This is a genomic window from Curtobacterium sp. VKM Ac-2887, from assembly GCF_015350935.1.
In the GTDB taxonomy this organism is placed as follows: domain Bacteria; phylum Actinomycetota; class Actinomycetes; order Actinomycetales; family Microbacteriaceae; genus Curtobacterium.
Genome location: NZ_JADKSB010000010.1, coordinates 101,595 through 116,889 on the forward strand (window position 1 = coordinate 101,595; position 15,295 = coordinate 116,889).

The window sequence follows — 15,295 nt, forward strand, 5'->3', positions numbered from 1 at the left end:
ACCGGGTCCTCGAGCACGCGGCGCGTCTACTCCAGGCGTCCGCGGGGGTCGGCGCGCTACGGTGCGACCGTGCCCGCCTTCCTCGACGGGCTGCCGTTCTGGCAGCTCGTCCTCGCGCTCTTCGTGATCGTGTTCTGCCGTGCGCAGGCCACGTACTGGGTCGCGCGTCTCGCAGTGACGGGTGCCTCGCGCTCCCGCTGGGGTCGTTGGCTGCACTCGCCGGCGGTCCGCCGCGGCTCAGTGCTCCTCGAACGCTGGGGCCTGCCGGTGGTGACGGTGAGCTTCGTGGTGGTCGGGCTGCAGACGGTGATGAACGCGGCCGCGGGGCTCGCCCGCGTGGCGTGGTGGCGGTACACGATCGCGATGGTGCCGGGGTGCGTCGCGTGGGCCTTCCTCTACGCCACCGTCGGGCTCGCGGTGTTCTGGGCGGTCGTCGCCGCGCTGGCCGGCTCGCCCTGGGGCATCGCGGCGGTGGCCGTCCTGGTGGTCGCGATGGTCGTCGCGGTGACGGTTCTCCACAGATCGCGGAACCGGACAGGAGGCCCGGCCCGGCTTCCGTAGGCTGGCCCACGTGACGACAGAACAGCTCCAGAACCGTCCGGTCGCCCTGGTCACCGGTGCCACCCGCGGCATCGGCCGCGCGATCGCGACCGACCTCGGTCGCACCCACCACGTGTTCGTCGGCGGGCGGAACGCCGAGGCAGTGGACGCCCTCGTCGCCGAGCTGCCGAGCGCCGTGCCGTTCGTCGGTGACCTCGGCGCGGGGGACCTGCCGCCGCTGCCCGACCGGCTCGACGTGCTCGCGCACTCCGCCGGTGTCGAGCAGGGCACGACCATCGCCGACACCCCGCGTGCCGTGTGGGAGCAGGTCTTCGCCACGAACCTGTTCGCGGTCGCCGAGCTCACCCGGGTGGCGCTGCCGGCACTCCGGGCGGCTCGGGGCATCGTCGTGCCGATCAACAGCGGTTCCGGGTTCCACTCCGGCCCCGGCGGTGGTGTGTACGCGGCGTCGAAGTTCGCACTGCGGGCCTTCGCCGATGCCCTGCGCGAAGAAGAACGGGCGAACGGCGTCCGGGTCTCGAGCGTGCACCCGGGCCGGACGGACTCGGACATGCAGCGGGCGCTGACCGAGAAGCTCGGCGAGGACTACGACACCGCGTACTACCTGGCGCCGGAGGACGTGGCCGCCGCCGTCCGGACGGTCGTCGACCTGCCGGAGCGCGGCACCGTCGAGTCGCTCGCGATCCGACCGACCCGACGGCGCTGACAGCGGGCTACGACAGCTCGATGCGCGCGTCGAGCTCGAGTCGGTCGAGGAACGTCTCGTCGTGGCTGACCACGACGAGCGCGCCGCGGTAGGCCCGCAGCGCGTCGACGAGCTGGTCGACGCTCGTCAGGTCGAGGTCGTTCGTCGGCTCGTCGAGCACCAGCAACTGCGGCGGCGGGTCGGCCAGCACCAGGCTCGCCAACGCCACCCGGAAGCGCTCCCCGCCGGACAGCGCCCCGGCGAGCCGGTCGACGGTGTCGCCGCGCACCAGGAACTTCGCGAGGCGGTTCCGCACCTCGGCGACGGCGACGTGCGGGGCGTCCCGTCGCACGTTGTCGAGCACCGTGGCGGAGTCGTCGAGGGTGTCCTTCCGCTGCGGCAGGTACGCGATCCGCTCGACGTGGGCGACGGCACCGGTGTCGGGGAGCGGGTGCTCCCGGGCCTCCGGCGCACCGACGAGCTGTTCGAGCAGGGTGGACTTGCCGACGCCGTTGTCCCCGGTGACGGCGATCCGCTCCGGCCCCTGCACGATCACGTCCCGCCCGCGAACCGTGACGGTCGCGATCTGCCGTGACGCCGGCACGTCCGGGTCGGGCAGGGTCACGTGGATGGACTCGTCGTCGCGCAGCCGGAGCTGTGCCTCCCGCTTCGTCTCGAGGGCAGCGGCCTCGTCGTCCGCGTACCCGACGCGCAGTCGGCCGGCGGTCTGCTCGCCCTTCTTCCGCAGCTCGTTCGCGTAGCCCTTCGGCATGTTCTCGACGGCCTTCACCCCGGCGCGCGCTCGCCGGGCGATCTTCGTCTCGGCCTCGATGCGCTGCCGCTTCTCGGTGCGGTGTCGCTGTTCGGCGACCCGGACCTCCCGTTCGACGGCCGCCTGCTGCACGGCCACGTGCTCCTCGAACGCACTGAACGTCCCGCCGAACACGGTCATCGCACCGGCGCGGAGCTCGCACGTCTCGTCGACGTGCTCGAGGAGCTCCCGGTCGTGACTGACCACCACGAGGGTGCCGCGCCAGTCGTCGACCAGGTCGAGCAGGAGCCCTCGTGCCCGACGGTCGAGGTTGTTCGTCGGTTCGTCGAGGAACGCGATCGGACGGCCGCGCAACCGCACCCCGGCGACGGCGACGAGCACGGACTGCCCGCCGGACAGCGTCGACACCGGGCGTTCCAGGTCGGCGCCGTCGAGTCCGACGCTCGCGATCGCGGCGGCGGCCCGTTCCTCGAGGTCCCACTCGTCGCCGACCGCCTCGAAGTGCTCGGGGGACGCGTCACCGGACAGGACGGCCCGGAGTGCGGTGAGCGTCGACCGGATGCCGAGCAGGTCGGCGACGGCGTCGTCGATCCCCGTTGCGAGGCGCTGCGGCAGGTGGTCGACGGGGCCGGACGTCGAGATGGTACCCGACGTGGGGTGGAGCCGACCGGTCGCGAGCCGGACCAGCGTGGACTTGCCGGCCCCGTTCCTCCCGACCAGGCCGGTCCGGCCACGCCCGAAGGCGGCGGTGAGGTGGTCGAGCGCGACGGTGCCGTCGGGCCAGGCGAAGGTGACGTCGTGCAGGACGACGGATGGACTGCTGGGCATGGGGATGCCTCCCGGTGTCGATGCTGGGCGCACGACACCGAACCCACCGCTGTGCGGTGGAGCGCCCGACGGGGCGCGCGATCACGGTGTCAGCGCGTGGGCTGAGCAGAACCGGTGATCGACAGCAATCCGTCTTCTTCCGTCGGGGACCCCCGTGTCCGCCATCCGTGCCGCCGGTCGGTCTCCCGCCCCGGGGGCCTCGTGATGACGACGAGGTGCCTCCCACGGTAATCCCGGCCACGGGGACGCGCAAGGGATGACAGGCTGGGGGCATGCCGGAGAACCTGTTGCCGAACCCGTCGACGAACCCCGAGACCCTGCTGCGCGCCGAACCCGAGGTGACCGCGGCACTCGCCGCCGACGCCCCCGTCGCCAGCGTGGTGGTGTCGCACCCGTCGTCGAGCCTGGCGTGGGCCCTGCTCGCCGACGAGGCCTGGGAGCGTGGCGCGGCGCTCGAGTCGTACGCCTACGCCCGTGTCGGGTACCACCGCGGGCTCGACGCCCTGCGCAAGGCCGGGTGGCGCGGTGCCGGTCCGGTGCCGTGGTCGCACGAGCCGAACCGGGGCGTGCTCCGTGCCCTGTTCGCGCTGCGCCGTGCGGCCGAGGCGATCGACGAGCCCGGCGAGCCCGAGCGCCTGACCGACTTCCTGAACGCGAGCGACCCCGAGGCCCTGCGCGCCCTGACCGCCGGCGCGTAGCGCGGCGCGCGGCGCGCGGCCGACGACTCGCGCCCCGTGGCGGTCATCGCGCCCCGAAGAGACGGGGCGCGATGACGCCAGCGGGGCGCGGACGAGCCGGACGCAGGCCGCCGCGCCCTACGCCAGCGCCACGCTCCAACTGAACGCCTGCGGCCAGAGCTGGTGTTCGGGCAGCACGTCGAGGCCGCACGCGCGGGAGCCGAGCCCGTGCTGTGCCGCGTCGAGGTACAGGTACAGGTGGTCCGACGTCGGCAGCTCGTACGGGTGTTCGGCGCGGTCGATCTGCTGCGCGGTCCACGGCGACAGGGTGAAGCCCGCACGGTGCGACCCCACGGTCGACACCGTGAACGGCCCGACGGACAACGAGCGCAGCGCAGGCCGGTGCCCGGTCTCCTGCGGCCGCGAGTACTCGACCCCGAGCGACCGCACCGGAGCGGTGAACCGACCGACCCGGGCAGCGTGCGACGAGTCGGCGTACGACTCGAGCGGTCCGGTGCCGAACCACGTGGCCGTCTCGTCGGCCAACCCGGCCGGCAGGTCGAACCGCACCCCGATCCGCGGCCAGGTGACGTCCCACGCCCCGAACGGCACCGCGTCGGTCTGCAGCACGAGCCCGTCGGACGTCAGGGTCCAGCGGTGCGTGACCTCGAGGCCCCACCCGCTGTTCGCCGCCGCCACCCGCACCCGCTGTTCCAGGCCGGAGTCGGTCCGTGCCACCGACACCAGGCGGTGGCTCAGCCGGTCCAGTCCACGGTCCCGCCAGCGCGAGGCCGACGGGGGAGCGTCCGGGTCACCGACACCGTGCGTCAGCACCGGGTCCGCCGTCTCGTAGCCGCCCTGCGACGCCAAGCGGTCGTTGTCGGTCGGGGCGCGCCAGAGCTCCAGGCGGGGTCCTGCGACCTCGTGTCCCTTCCAGGACACCAGGTCGCCGCGGTCCGAGAACGTCCCGTCGCCGAGACGGTCGCCGTCCCACCCCTGCCGGGAGGCCCGTGGTGCGTCCGCCACACGGCTCGCGACGAGCCGCTGGGTGCGTGCGACGACGTGGCCGGTGTCCGCCCACGCGGTCGGGCCCGCCAGTTCGGCGGTCAGGTCGAGCCAGAGTTCGTCGCCGGGTGCGAGTTCGGCGGTGGCCGCGTCGAGCACCTCGGACGGCACCGGGACGGTCGCCGACTCGCGGGCGGCCACCACACCGGCGGCGAACCGACCGGAGGCCTCGACGACGCCGTTCCGCGACAGGGTCCAGCAGAACCGCAGCCCGGCGGTCGAGGCCGAGTGGTACCGGTTCTCGACCAGGATCGTGGTGTCCGACACCGCCAGGCGGATCGGCGCGACCACGGCCGCGAACTCGGCGAGCCCCGGGGTCGGGGAGTCGTCGGGCAGCACCAGGCCGTCCATCACGAAGTTGCCGTCGTGCACGACCTCGTGGAAGTCGCCGCCGTAGGCGTAGTAGTCCTGGCCGGACGCCGTCTGCGCCAGGAGTCCGTGGTCGCGCCACTCCCACACGAACCCGCCGTGCAGGCGCGGGTACCGGTCGACCAGGGCCTCGTACTCGGCGATCTGGCCGGGGCCGTTGCCCATCGCGTGGACGTACTCGCAGTGGATGAACGGCTTCGAGCGCTGCCGTGCGGCCTCGGCCGGGCCGCAGCCGAGCAGGGGCGTCGGGGTGCCGCCACCGATGGACTCGGTCTCCTGCAGCGACGGGTACATCCGCGAGTACACGTCGGTGTACTCGCCCGTGTAGTCGCCCTCGTAGTGCACGGGCCGCTCGGCGTCGCGGTCGTGCACCCACTGGGACATCGCCGCCAGGTTCCGGCCGGTGCCGGACTCGTTGCCGAGCGACCACATCACGATGGACGGGTGGTTCTTGTCCCGCTCGACGGTCCGTGCGACGCGGTCGAGGTAGGCGTCCGCCCAGGCCGGGTCGTCCGACGGGTTGCCGACCCAGCCGGTGAAGATGAACCCGTGGGTCTCGAGGTCGGTCTCGAGGATCACCCAGAAGCCGAGCTCGTCGGCGAGGTCCAGCACGCGGGGGTGCGGCGGGTAGTGCGAGGTGCGGATCGCGTTGACGTTGTTGCGCTTCATGAGCGCCATGTCCGCGCGGGCGTGCTCCTCGTCGAAGACGCGGCCGCGGACGGGGTGGGTCTCGTGGCGGTTCACGCCGTGGAACACCACGCGCTCGCCGTTCACCAGGAACCGGTCGCCCTCGATCGACACGGTGCGGAAGCCGAGCCGCAACGAGACGGTCTCACCACCGGCGGCACCGCCGGCGTCGGTGCCGGTCGACACCGTCGCGTCGTACAGCTTCGGCAGCTCCGCGCTCCACGGCTCGACGCCCTCGACCTCGATCGGCGTGACCTCGTCGGCCGTCGCCCACGTCACGTCGACGCCGAGGTCGGGCACCGCGAACCGCACCGGGAAGCCAGCGTCCAGCGTCGGGAACGTGATGGTCCCGCTGCCGGTCGCCGGGCGTCCGGACGCAGCGGTCCCGGCCGTCGCGGCACTGCCCAACGTGGGCGCCCAGGAAGCCCTGACGAACACGTCGTCGATCGGCGCCGTCGGACGGGCGAGCAGCGTGACGTCGCGGAAGATCCCCGGCAGCCACCACTGGTCCTGGTCCTCCAGGTACGAGGCCGCCGACCACTGGTGCACCCGCACGGCCAGGTCGTTCGACCCCGGACGGAGCAGCTGCGTGACGTCGAACTCGGTCGCCAGGCGGGACCCGGTCGACCAGCCCACGAGCGTGCCGTTCAGCCACACCCGGAAGTGCGACTCGACCCCGTCGAACCGCAGCAGCACCCGACCGGCGGCCGCGAACGACGCCGGCAGCTCGAACGTGCGCCGGTGATCGCCGGTGGGGTTCTCGTCCGGCGGGTGTGGCGGGTCGATCGGGAACGGGTACTGCAGGTTCGTGTAGCTCGGCGACCCGTGCCCGTGCAGCACCCAGTGCGACGGCACCGGGAGCTCGCCCCACGCGGGGTCGTCCTCCACGGCGGCGTCGGTCGCGAACGCGTCGGACACCGATGCGACCGGCGACCACCGGAAGCGCCAGTCGCCGTTCAGTGACAGCGAGGGTGCGTCGGTGTGGAGCGCGGCCCGCGGAGGGAGCCGTGATGCCGAACCCGGCGAGGTCGAGTGGAGGTCGTCGAGTGCGGAGTTGGTCAACCCTTGACCGATCCTTCCGTGAGGCCCCCGCGCCAGAAGCGCTGCAGGACGATGATGGCGATGACGAGCGGGATGACCGAGACGAGCACCCCGCCGGTGGTGAGCTGGTAGAACTCCGGCAGGCGGTCGACCTGCGAGCGCCAGTTGTTCAACCCCAGTGTGATCGGGTACAGCTTCTGGTCTGCCAGCATGATGAGCGGCAGGAAGAAGTTGTTCCAGATGCCGACGACCTGGAACAGGAACACGGTCACCAGGGCCGGGGTCATCTGCCGGAGCACGACGGTGTGGAAGATCCGGAGCTCGCTGGCACCGTCGATGCGTGCTTGTTCGAGCAGCGTGGTGTCCACCGACGCCGCTGCGTACACCCGGCACAGGAACAGGCCGAACGGGGAGACGAGGCTCGGGATGAGCACGCTCCAGTACGTGTCGGTCAGGCCCAGCGTCGAGAACAGCAGGAACAGCGGCAGCGCCGTCGCGGTCCCGGGCACGAGCACTCCGCCGAGGATCGTGCCGAACACGAACTGCCGACCCTTGAAGTCGTACTTCGCCAGGGCGTACCCGCCGGCCGCGGCGAAGTAGGTCGCCAGGACCGCACCGACGCCGGAGTACAGGATGCTGTTCGCGATCCACCGGACGAAGATGCCGCCGTCGTAGGTGAACACCTGCTGCAGGTTGCTCCACAGTGCGAACTCGCCGCCGAACCAGAACCCGTTCGTCGAGAACAGCGCGCCGGTCGTCTTCGTCGCGGCGATGACGACCCAGTACAGCGGGACGAGGAAGTACAGCGCGACGATGACGAGGATGCCCGTCACGACGATCTGCGAGCGCGGGGACCGGTCGAGCTTGCGGCGCTGGTGCGCCGAGATCGACGTGGTGTCCACAGGGACGGCGGTCTTCGCCGTGGCCGGCGCTTCGATGGCTTCGCTGGTCATGCGTCCGCCCCCTTCGTTCCGTTCTGCAGACCGGACCTGGCCTGGAGGCCCGGTGCGGCTTGGGAAGTACCGGTGCTGCCCGCCGCAGCGCGCGTCTGGAGCGCGGTACGGGCCTCCAGGCCGTCACGCTTGGCGCGCTTGCGCCGGTCGCGTTCGTCCTTCGGCGCGCGGTTCGTCAACGCGAGGAACGCGAACGACAGGATGAACGCGGCCAGCGCGATGATGACCGCCTGCGCACTCGCGACGCCGTACTCGTTGAACGCGAACGCGTTCGTGTACGCGGCGTAGTTCGGCGTGTACTCGGTGTCGATCGCCGGGGCGACCGTGGACAGGATCTGCGGCTCGGCGAAGAGCTGCAGCGTGCCGATGATCGAGAACACCGTGGTGAGCACCAGGGCCGGCGCGATGAGCGGGATCTGGATCCGCCACGCGACCTGGAACGGGCCGGCACCGTCCATCTTGGCGGCCTCGTAGACCTCGCCGGGGATCGACTTCAGCTGGGCCACGATGATGAGCATGTTGTAGCCCGTGTAGGTCCACGTGACGATGTTCGCGATCGACCACAGCACGCTGTTCGCGCCGAGGAAGTCCGGCTGCAGCCCCATCGACTGCAGCAGCGACACGATCGGCGACAGGCCGGGCACGTACAGGAACGACCACAGGATCGTCGCGATGACGCCGGGGACGCCGTACGGCATGAAGTAGATCGCCCGGAAGAAGCCCGGCCAGCGGGCGCTCGCCGACTCGAGCAGCAGCGCCAGGATCGTGCAGGCGATGATCATCACCGGGACCTGCACGATGCCGAAGAGCAGCATGCGGCCGATCGAGGCGACGAAGCCGGAGTCCTGCAGGGCGATCGCGTAGTTGTCGAAGCCGGCGAACTTGCCGACGACGCCGTCCTCGCCGAACAGGCCCTCGCGGTCGACGGTCGTGAACGACTGGAACAGGGCGCTGATGATCGGGATGATGAACGTCAGCAGGAACAGTGCCAGGAACGGCGCGAGCAGGATCCACGGGGCACGCTTCTGCGCACTCGTGGCCTTCGTGCTCGTGCGGAAGGCGGGTCGCGTGCTGGTCTGCTGGCTCATCGTGCCGTCCTGACGCTGAGGCCCTTGTCCTTGAAGGACTGGACGATCTCCCGCTGCGCGAGTTCCACCGCGTCGGAGAGCTTGAGGCCGGAGGTGAGCTTGCGGCGGAACTGGTTCTGCAGGCTCGTGAACGCCGACTGGGTCACGGGGGACCACGACCAGTCGATGTTCTGTTCCTTCGAGGCCGGCACGAAGACGTCCTCGTTGTAGTTCTGGCCGGAGAACCACTTCGACGGCTGCTCACGCTGCTTGCCGATGTAGTCGACCGCGGGCGACCAGCCGATGCCGCAGTGCTTGATCATCGCGTCGATGCCCTCCTTCGAGGTGGTCATCCACGTGATGAACTCGAGCGCCTCCCTCGGGTGCTTCGCGTTCGCCAGGACCGCCGCCGTCGAACCACCGATGGCGCTCGAGCCGAAGCCGTCGGCGCCCCACTTCTGCATCGGGGCGACCTTCCACTTGCCCTCGCCGCCCTGCACGGACTCGATCAGGGCGTCACCCCAGCTCGCGCTCGTGACCGCGGCGATCTTGCCGCTCGCGGCCGAGGCGTACCAGCCGGGGGAGTACGCACCGGCACTGGTGTCGACGAGCTTGTCGTCGATGACCCCGTCGAAGAAGTCCGCGACCATCAGGGTCTTGTCGTCGGTCATGTCGACGACCCACTCGTCACCGTCGACCTTGAACCAGCGGGCGCCGGCCTGCTGCGCGTACGCGGCGAACGGCGACGCGTCCGAGACCGGGAACACCTCGAGGTAGTTCTGCTTGCCCGTCTTCCGGACCTTCTCGGCCAGGTCGCGCCACTCGTCCCACGTCGTCGGGGGCTCGCCGCCGGCCTGCTCGAGCAGGGCGGTCTGGTAGTAGAAGCCCATGGGGCCGGTGTCCTGCGGGATGCCGTAGATGCCGTCGACGAACGACACCTGCGCCCACGCCGCCTCGTCGTACTTCGACTCGAAGTCCTTCGCGCCGTAGCGGGCGAGGTCGACGAGACCGTTGGCGAGCATGAACTCGGGGATCTGCCGGAGCTCGACCTGACCGATGTCCGGACCGCCGCCGGCCGCCAGCGCGGAGTACATCTTCTGGTACCCGCCGCTGTTGCCACCGGGGATCCAGTTCGCCGACACCTGGATGTTCGGGTGCGTCTTGTTCCAGACGTCGCAGACCTTCTGCAGGTCCTTCAACCAGGCCCAGTAGGTGAGCTGGACGGTCTCGCCCGACGCGGCGGCCGGCACGAGGGCGGCCTTGTTCACGTTGGTGGAACCGGGGACCGCGCAGCCGGCGAGCAGCCCTGCCGCCGCCGTGCCGATGCCGAAGCCCAGGAGTTGTCGTCTGGAGATGGGTCGTGGTCGTGGCGTCATTGCCGCACTCCGGTTCGTCGTCGATTCGGGGTCCAGGTCAGCCAACCACAAAACCGAGCGTCGTTGCAGATTCGCGCCTGGGTGTTCGCTCCCGACTGTGGACGCCCGGTGGCGGCGAGGTGGAGTGTGGTCGCACGTGAGAGCGCCGGGGCTCATCGGCTCCGGCAACCGTCCGAGAGGAGCTGCCATGACGTCGACCAACGCGACGAGCGAACTGCACCGGATCCTGGGAGAGCGACTGGAGGGCGGCGGCACCTGGGCCTGGGCCTACGCCGACGTCTCCGGCAACGTCGAGGATCCCCGACGACAGGCGGCGCTCAAGCTCCGCGGTGTCGAGGAGGGGCTCCGGGCACAGGGTGCGTCCGACGAGGTCGTCGACGCCGTCGCCACCGAGTTCGAGCAGGAGCCCGGCGTCCCCTCGCCCGTCACCCGGTACGTGCTCGTGCACGACGGCGAGGTCGTGCTGAGCGAGGTCCTGCCCGGGCCGCTGCACGGATCGGAGTCCGTCGGCGTCGGAGCCGTGCCCGACCTGGTGCCGCTCGTCGCCCACCGTCCCGTCGACCTGCCGTTCCTGGTGGTCCACGCCGGCAAGGAGGGCGGGGCCTTCCGCGCCTACCGCCTCGGGCACGCCCCGGTCGCGGCCGACGCGTCCGAGCAGCAGGTGGCAGGCCGGAACGACACCCTGCACTACGCCAAGGCCGGCACCGGGTGGAAGCAGCCGCACTGGCAGCAGCACACCGAGGAGATCTGGAAGCAGAACTCCTCGGAGACCGCTGCCGCCGTGGACGAGGCCGTTCGGACGATCCGCCCCGGACTCGTCGTCGTCGCCGGTGACGTCACCGCCCGCGAGCTGCTGGTGAAGGCACTCTCGTCCGAGACCCGTGCACTCGTCTCGGTGTTCCCGGGCGACCCGCGAGCCGACGCCGGTTCGAAGCAGGCGTTCGTCGAGCACGTCGAGACCGCACTCGCCCGCGTCGTCGCCACCCGCCGTCACGACCTCGAGGACTCGCTCCGCACGCACGTCGGGCGTGGCGACAACCAGGTCGTCACCGGCCTCGGACCCGTCGTCGAGGCGCTGCAGCAGGCCCAGGGTGCGACCGTTGCCCTCGACGCCGTGGCCATCGGCGACCGGACGCTGCTCGCGCTCGCCGGGGCGCCGTGGGTCGCCACCGCACCGGAGCAGGCCGCGGGGACGCCGGTCATCGGGGCGGTGCCGGCGGTGTGCGCGCTGGTGCGGGCCGCGGTGCTGACCGACGCCGAGCTCGTGCTCGTCAACGCCGCGTCGCTGCCCGGTGGCGCTCCCGCCGCCGCGCTGCTGCGCTGGCCCGTGGGCCCGGTCGTCCCCGCCTAGCGAGCCGCGCGCGTACCTTATCGAAACGGGCGTACCTGGTCAGTTCTTTCGACCAGGTACGCCCGTTCCTACAGTGCATCGCGCGGTTCAGTCGTGCGACCGGTCCGCGCGCGGGACCAGCGGCAGAGCCAGCAGCGGCAGCACGGCCACGATGCCGAACGACGCCGCGAACCCGAGCGCCGTCACCAACGCGCCGATGCCCGGGCCGACGGCGCTCGCCGCGATGAACTGCCCGGTGTTCTGCGTCCCGAGGGCCCGACCGGACCAGAACGGCCCGGCCGCCTCGGCGACCGACGTGTAGGCCAGCCCGTTGTCCGCCACGGTGACGCTCGTCGCGATCACCAGGAACACGGCGCCGGCAGCCAGGTGCGTGACGTCGACGAGCGCGAGGAGCCCCATCACGACGGCGGCGCTCACGACGACGATCCGCAGCGGTCCGACGCGTGAGCCGGCCCGGTCGCTCCACACCCCGACCAGGATCCGACCGATCGCCCCGACGAACTGCGACGCCCCGACGAGCAGCCCTGCCGCGGCCGTCGACCAGCCCAGTCCGACCAGCCACACCAGCCCGTAGGTCGACAGGGTGAACTGCGGCACCACGAGCAGGATCGACACCGCGTGGATCCGCCAGAGGAACCCGCTCGCCCGGTACGGGTTCGCGGTCGCGTCGGCCGGTGCCGTGTGCCGGGCCGGTCGTGGCGGGTTCTGGATGCCGATGGCGCAGAGCACCGCGAGCACGGCGCAGAGGACGATCGGCAGGACGAGGGCCGCGCGGATCCCGGACCCCTCGGCGAGCTGCGGCACGGTGACGGCCGCGAGCGTCACCCCGAGCGGCTGCGACATCTGCCGGATGCCCATCGCGAGCCCGCGCCGCTCCTTCGGGAACCACCCCACGACGACCCGGCCGCTCGCGGCGTTCGTCGACGCGCTCGTCATGCCGCCCAGCAGGAAGGCCAGCCCGAGCAGGACCGGGTCGCCCGCGGCGAGCCATGCCCCGACCACCGCGAGGGTCGTCAGCACGAGTCCGCCGGCGATCACGATCCGTTCGCCGATCCGGTCGGTGATGGCGCCCCAGGCGATGAGCGTCAGGACCATGCCGAACGTCGGTGCAGCGGCGAGCACGCCCGCCACGGTCAGGGACGTACCGTTCGCGTGCAGGTACGGGATGAGCAGAGCGGGAGCCGTCACCACCAGGGTCCCGGCGGCCTGCGCGGCGACCCCGAGCGCGAGCATCGTCCACGCTCGGCGGCCGATCGTGGTGGGCGTCGGGGGTGCGGCGGTCGCGGTCATCGTGGTGGCTCGCATCGTTTCATGTCGGAAGCAATTGGTATACCACAACGGTATACCATTCCGACGGTGTCCCCGCTAGAGTTGTTGGCCGTGACCGACACGACCGATGGAACCCCGGTGTCGCAGACGGCCCAGCTCTACGACAACCTGCGTGCCGCGATCCTGACGCTCGACATCGCGCCGGGTGAGCGCATCTCGGAGCGCGGTCTCGAAGCGCGGTTCCACGCCTCGCGGACCCCCGTCCGTGCCGCACTGTCGCGGCTCGAGCGCGAGGGCCTCATCCTGCACGAGGGGCGCTCGTGGACGGTCACTCCGATCGACCTCGACGAGATCGCCTCGCTCGCCGAACTCCGGGGCGTGCTCGAACCCGCCGCCACCCGACTCGCGGTCGAGCGGGCGAGCGCCGAACAGCTCGCCGAGGTCCGCGGGCACCTCGACGCCCTGCGCCCGACGCCCGACCAGGAAGCCGGCATCCGGATGGGCTCGACGTTCCACCTCGACCTGGCGGCGCTCGGCGGCAACCGGTTCATCACCGACGCGATCGCCGATGCCCTGACCCGTCTCGAGCGCACCCGGTGGATCGAGGTCCGCACGCCCGAGGCCCGCGACGCCGCGTGGGACGAGCACAGCGCCATCATCGACGCCGTGCGCGACGGCGACGCCGACCGTGCGGCCGGGCTCGTCGCAGCGCACGTCGCCGGGACGAACGACCGGTTGCTCGGTTGGATCGCGCAGGAGCGCCGCCGACTGCGCGGCGCGGGCATGACGATCGTCGGGGCGACCGAGCGCTGACGCGAACCGCGTGACCTGACGGCACGCGTGGAGCGTGGAGCGTGACCCGATCTGCCGGGCGAGCTGGGCACTGGACGCGACCGTGCTGGAGACGCGACCCGACAGCAGCTGTCGGTCCGCGCCTCCTAACCGGCGCCCGGTCGACGCCGAACGTGACCCGCTACGGGCGGTCCGCACGCTCCTCTGTCGCGTCGAGCTGGTCGAACGTCGAACCGCCGCCGTCGGTGCGCTCGAGCAGCGCGTCGCGCACCTCGGCCTCGTCGTGGCTCGCGCGGTTCGCCAGCTTGCTTCCGGATCGTGTCGCCTGTGACATGTCGGTGTCCTTCCCCTGCGTGTGGGCATCGTGGTGTGCGCGGGCATCCTGCCCGCCGGTGCGCTTCCTCACGGGACGTACTGAGGTCGTGACAGTGTCGCGCGGTCGCTCCGGCCGCCGCAAGGGCTTTCGTCACATGTGGAGAAGTGCCGTCACGGACCGTGCCTAGGATGGTGCGGCCGCGCCGCCCCGGTGCGCACCAGCGGACGTCGGACGGGAGGCACGGCTTGGCTGCACCACGTACCGCACCTCCCACGGTCTACGACGTCGCCAGTGCCGCGAACGTCTCGATCGCGACCGTCTCGCGCGTGCTCCGCACGCCGGACGCCGTCCGCGAGGGCACCCGGGACCGCGTCCAGGCGGCGATCCGCAGCCTCGGCTACGTCCCCTCCGGCAACGCCCGAGCCCTCGCCGGCAAGCGCACCGGCGTCGTCGGACTGCTGCTGCCCGGGTTCGACGTGGTACCCGACGAACGGCCGGACCTGGTCACCGACGGGGGCGTCCGCGTGGTCGACGACCGCCGCCACGTGACCCAGCCGTTCTCCTCGAACCTGTACTTCGACGAGGTCCTGCGCGGCGCCGAGACCGAGGCCTGGCAGCGCGGACTCGCGCTCATGGTCGCCGCCGGTCGGGGGTCGTCGCGCGACGTGATCGTCAACGACGTCGCCGGCCGGGTGGACGGCCTCGCCGTGCTCGCGCAGACCGTGCCGGACGACCTGCTCGAGCACGTCGCCCGTCGGATCCCGGTCGTGGTGCTCGCCGACGACCGGCGGTCGCACGGGTTCGACTCCGTGAGCGTGGACAACAGCGCCGGCATGCGGACGCTCGCATCGCACGTGATCGGGCGGCTCGGCATCCGGTCGCTCGCGTACGTCGCGGGCCCGATCGACTCGCCGGACGACATGGAGCGCTCGACGGGCTTCCGGTCGGCGTTGGCGGACCACGGGGTGCCGGCGTCGTCGGTCCGGGTGGTGCACGGCGACTTCGGCCGGGCGCGAGCGCGGGAGCTGGCGGCGACGCTGCTGGCGGACGAGGTGCCCCGGGCCATCGTGTGCTCGAACGACCAGTCGGCGCTCGGCGTGCTCGACGCCGCCACGGCCCGGGGCCTGCGCGTGCCCGAGGACGTCGTCGTCACCGGCTTCGACGGCATCGACGCCGGGCGCTTCTCGTCGCCGCGGCTCACCACCGTGCACCAGCCGATGGGGGAGCTCGGGCGTGCGGCGGTGCGGGCGATCGTCGACCGGCTGGACCACCGCGAGGGACCGCCGCGCGCCGTCCGGCTGCCGGTCGAGGTGCTGCTGCGCGAGAGCTGCCCGCCGGCGCTGTGACGAGCGGTGCTGCGAGCGGCGCGGCGAGCGGTGCTGCGAGCGGCGCGGCGGTGCGTCCGCACCGTGCGGCTTTGGTCATCGCGTGCGGCGTTGACCGCCCGGTGCGGGCCTGTAACCGCGCACGGAGCGGGCAGCCTCGC

General features: G+C 71.9%; 12 protein-coding genes and 1 pseudogene. 6 read left to right on the top strand and 7 right to left on the bottom strand.

All coding sequences use genetic code 11. The features are described 5' to 3' along the window. The first annotated feature begins 69 nt into the window (after positions 1 to 69). Both ITJ69_RS13120 and ITJ69_RS13125 read left to right on the top strand, forming a co-directional pair. Positions 70 to 561 carry a DedA family protein gene (locus tag ITJ69_RS13120; protein ID WP_159570975.1) on the top strand — a complete coding sequence of 164 codons (492 nt, stop codon included), beginning with the start codon at positions 70 to 72 and terminating at the stop codon, positions 559 to 561. Between the two features lie 10 nt (positions 562 to 571). Continuing rightward, positions 572 to 1,267, top strand: coding sequence for an SDR family oxidoreductase (locus ITJ69_RS13125; protein WP_194672964.1), 696 nt, complete (start codon positions 572 to 574; stop codon positions 1,265 to 1,267). Between the two features lie 7 nt (positions 1,268 to 1,274). On the opposite strand, the gene ITJ69_RS13130 is transcribed toward ITJ69_RS13125, so the two are convergent. Then, positions 1,275 to 2,846 carry an ABC-F family ATP-binding cassette domain-containing protein gene (locus ITJ69_RS13130; protein ID WP_194672965.1) on the bottom strand — a complete coding sequence of 524 codons (1,572 nt, stop codon included), beginning with the start codon at positions 2,844 to 2,846 and terminating at the stop codon, positions 1,275 to 1,277. A gap of 272 nt (positions 2,847 to 3,118) precedes the next feature. On the opposite strand from ITJ69_RS13130, the gene ITJ69_RS13135 reads away from it, so the two are divergent. Continuing rightward, the gene (locus tag ITJ69_RS13135) at positions 3,119 to 3,544 is read left to right on the top strand and encodes a DUF3151 domain-containing protein (RefSeq protein WP_194672966.1); all 426 of its coding nucleotides are present in this window, start codon (positions 3,119 to 3,121) and stop codon (positions 3,542 to 3,544) included. A gap of 117 nt (positions 3,545 to 3,661) precedes the next feature. Here ITJ69_RS13135 and ITJ69_RS13140 read toward each other — a convergent pair whose 3' ends face one another. The 4 genes and pseudogenes from ITJ69_RS13140 to ITJ69_RS13155 form a co-directional block, all read right to left on the bottom strand. Beyond that, positions 3,662 to 6,706, bottom strand: coding sequence for a glycoside hydrolase family 2 TIM barrel-domain containing protein (locus ITJ69_RS13140; protein ID WP_194672967.1), 3,045 nt, complete (start codon positions 6,704 to 6,706; stop codon positions 3,662 to 3,664). Then, on the bottom strand, positions 6,703 to 7,638 hold the full coding sequence (locus tag ITJ69_RS13145; RefSeq protein WP_111085425.1) for a carbohydrate ABC transporter permease: 936 nt from the start codon (positions 7,636 to 7,638) through the stop codon (positions 6,703 to 6,705). The genes ITJ69_RS13140 and ITJ69_RS13145 overlap by 4 nt, the downstream gene beginning before the upstream one ends. 167 nt (positions 7,639 to 7,805) lie before the next feature. Continuing rightward, positions 7,806 to 8,726 (bottom strand): annotated as a pseudogene (locus ITJ69_RS13150) (carbohydrate ABC transporter permease); the annotation flags it as partial. Then, complete coding sequence (locus ITJ69_RS13155; protein WP_123293506.1) at positions 8,723 to 10,081, bottom strand: ABC transporter substrate-binding protein; 1,359 nt, start codon at positions 10,079 to 10,081, stop codon at positions 8,723 to 8,725. The pseudogene ITJ69_RS13150 and the gene ITJ69_RS13155, both read right to left, overlap by 4 nt. Before the next feature lie 187 nt (positions 10,082 to 10,268). Between ITJ69_RS13155 and ITJ69_RS13160 the strand changes: the two genes are divergently transcribed. After that, the gene (locus ITJ69_RS13160) at positions 10,269 to 11,432 is read left to right on the top strand and encodes a hypothetical protein (RefSeq protein WP_123293507.1); all 1,164 of its coding nucleotides are present in this window, start codon (positions 10,269 to 10,271) and stop codon (positions 11,430 to 11,432) included. Positions 11,433 to 11,519: 87 nt separating this feature from the next. Here ITJ69_RS13160 and ITJ69_RS13165 read toward each other — a convergent pair whose 3' ends face one another. Then, entirely contained in the window at positions 11,520 to 12,737 is a 1,218-nt protein-coding gene (locus tag ITJ69_RS13165; RefSeq protein ID WP_228505600.1) for an MFS transporter, read from the bottom strand. 75 nt (positions 12,738 to 12,812) lie between these two features. Here ITJ69_RS13165 and ITJ69_RS13170 point away from each other — a divergent pair, with 75 nt between their 5' ends. Next, positions 12,813 to 13,514 carry a GntR family transcriptional regulator gene (locus ITJ69_RS13170; RefSeq protein ID WP_323743104.1) on the top strand — a complete coding sequence of 234 codons (702 nt, stop codon included), beginning with the start codon at positions 12,813 to 12,815 and terminating at the stop codon, positions 13,512 to 13,514. Positions 13,515 to 13,674: 160 nt separating this feature from the next. On the opposite strand, the gene ITJ69_RS13175 is transcribed toward ITJ69_RS13170, so the two are convergent. Next, positions 13,675 to 13,827 (bottom strand): hypothetical protein, encoded by a 153-nt coding sequence (locus ITJ69_RS13175; RefSeq protein WP_159570996.1) that lies wholly within the window; start codon positions 13,825 to 13,827, stop codon positions 13,675 to 13,677. 227 nt (positions 13,828 to 14,054) lie between these two features. Between ITJ69_RS13175 and ITJ69_RS13180 the strand changes: the two genes are divergently transcribed. Next, complete coding sequence (locus ITJ69_RS13180; protein ID WP_228505604.1) at positions 14,055 to 15,155, top strand: LacI family DNA-binding transcriptional regulator; 1,101 nt, start codon at positions 14,055 to 14,057, stop codon at positions 15,153 to 15,155. Positions 15,156 to 15,295 lie beyond the last annotated feature (140 nt).

Bases quoted from the DNA above. Each gene is read 5' to 3' on its own strand.
- ITJ69_RS13165 (WP_228505600.1), bottom strand. From the start codon at position 12,737: ATGCGAGCCACCACGATGACCGCGACCGCCGCACCCCCGACGCCCACC.
- ITJ69_RS13145 (WP_111085425.1), bottom strand. From the start codon at position 7,638: ATGACCAGCGAAGCCATCGAAGCGCCGGCCACGGCGAAGACCGCCGTC.
- ITJ69_RS13155 (WP_123293506.1), bottom strand. From the start codon at position 10,081: ATGACGCCACGACCACGACCCATCTCCAGACGACAACTCCTGGGCTTC.
- ITJ69_RS13175 (WP_159570996.1), bottom strand. From the start codon at position 13,827: ATGTCACAGGCGACACGATCCGGAAGCAAGCTGGCGAACCGCGCGAGC.
- ITJ69_RS13135 (WP_194672966.1), top strand. From the start codon at position 3,119: ATGCCGGAGAACCTGTTGCCGAACCCGTCGACGAACCCCGAGACCCTG.
- ITJ69_RS13160 (WP_123293507.1), top strand. From the start codon at position 10,269: ATGACGTCGACCAACGCGACGAGCGAACTGCACCGGATCCTGGGAGAG.
- ITJ69_RS13130 (WP_194672965.1), bottom strand. From the start codon at position 2,846: ATGCCCAGCAGTCCATCCGTCGTCCTGCACGACGTCACCTTCGCCTGG.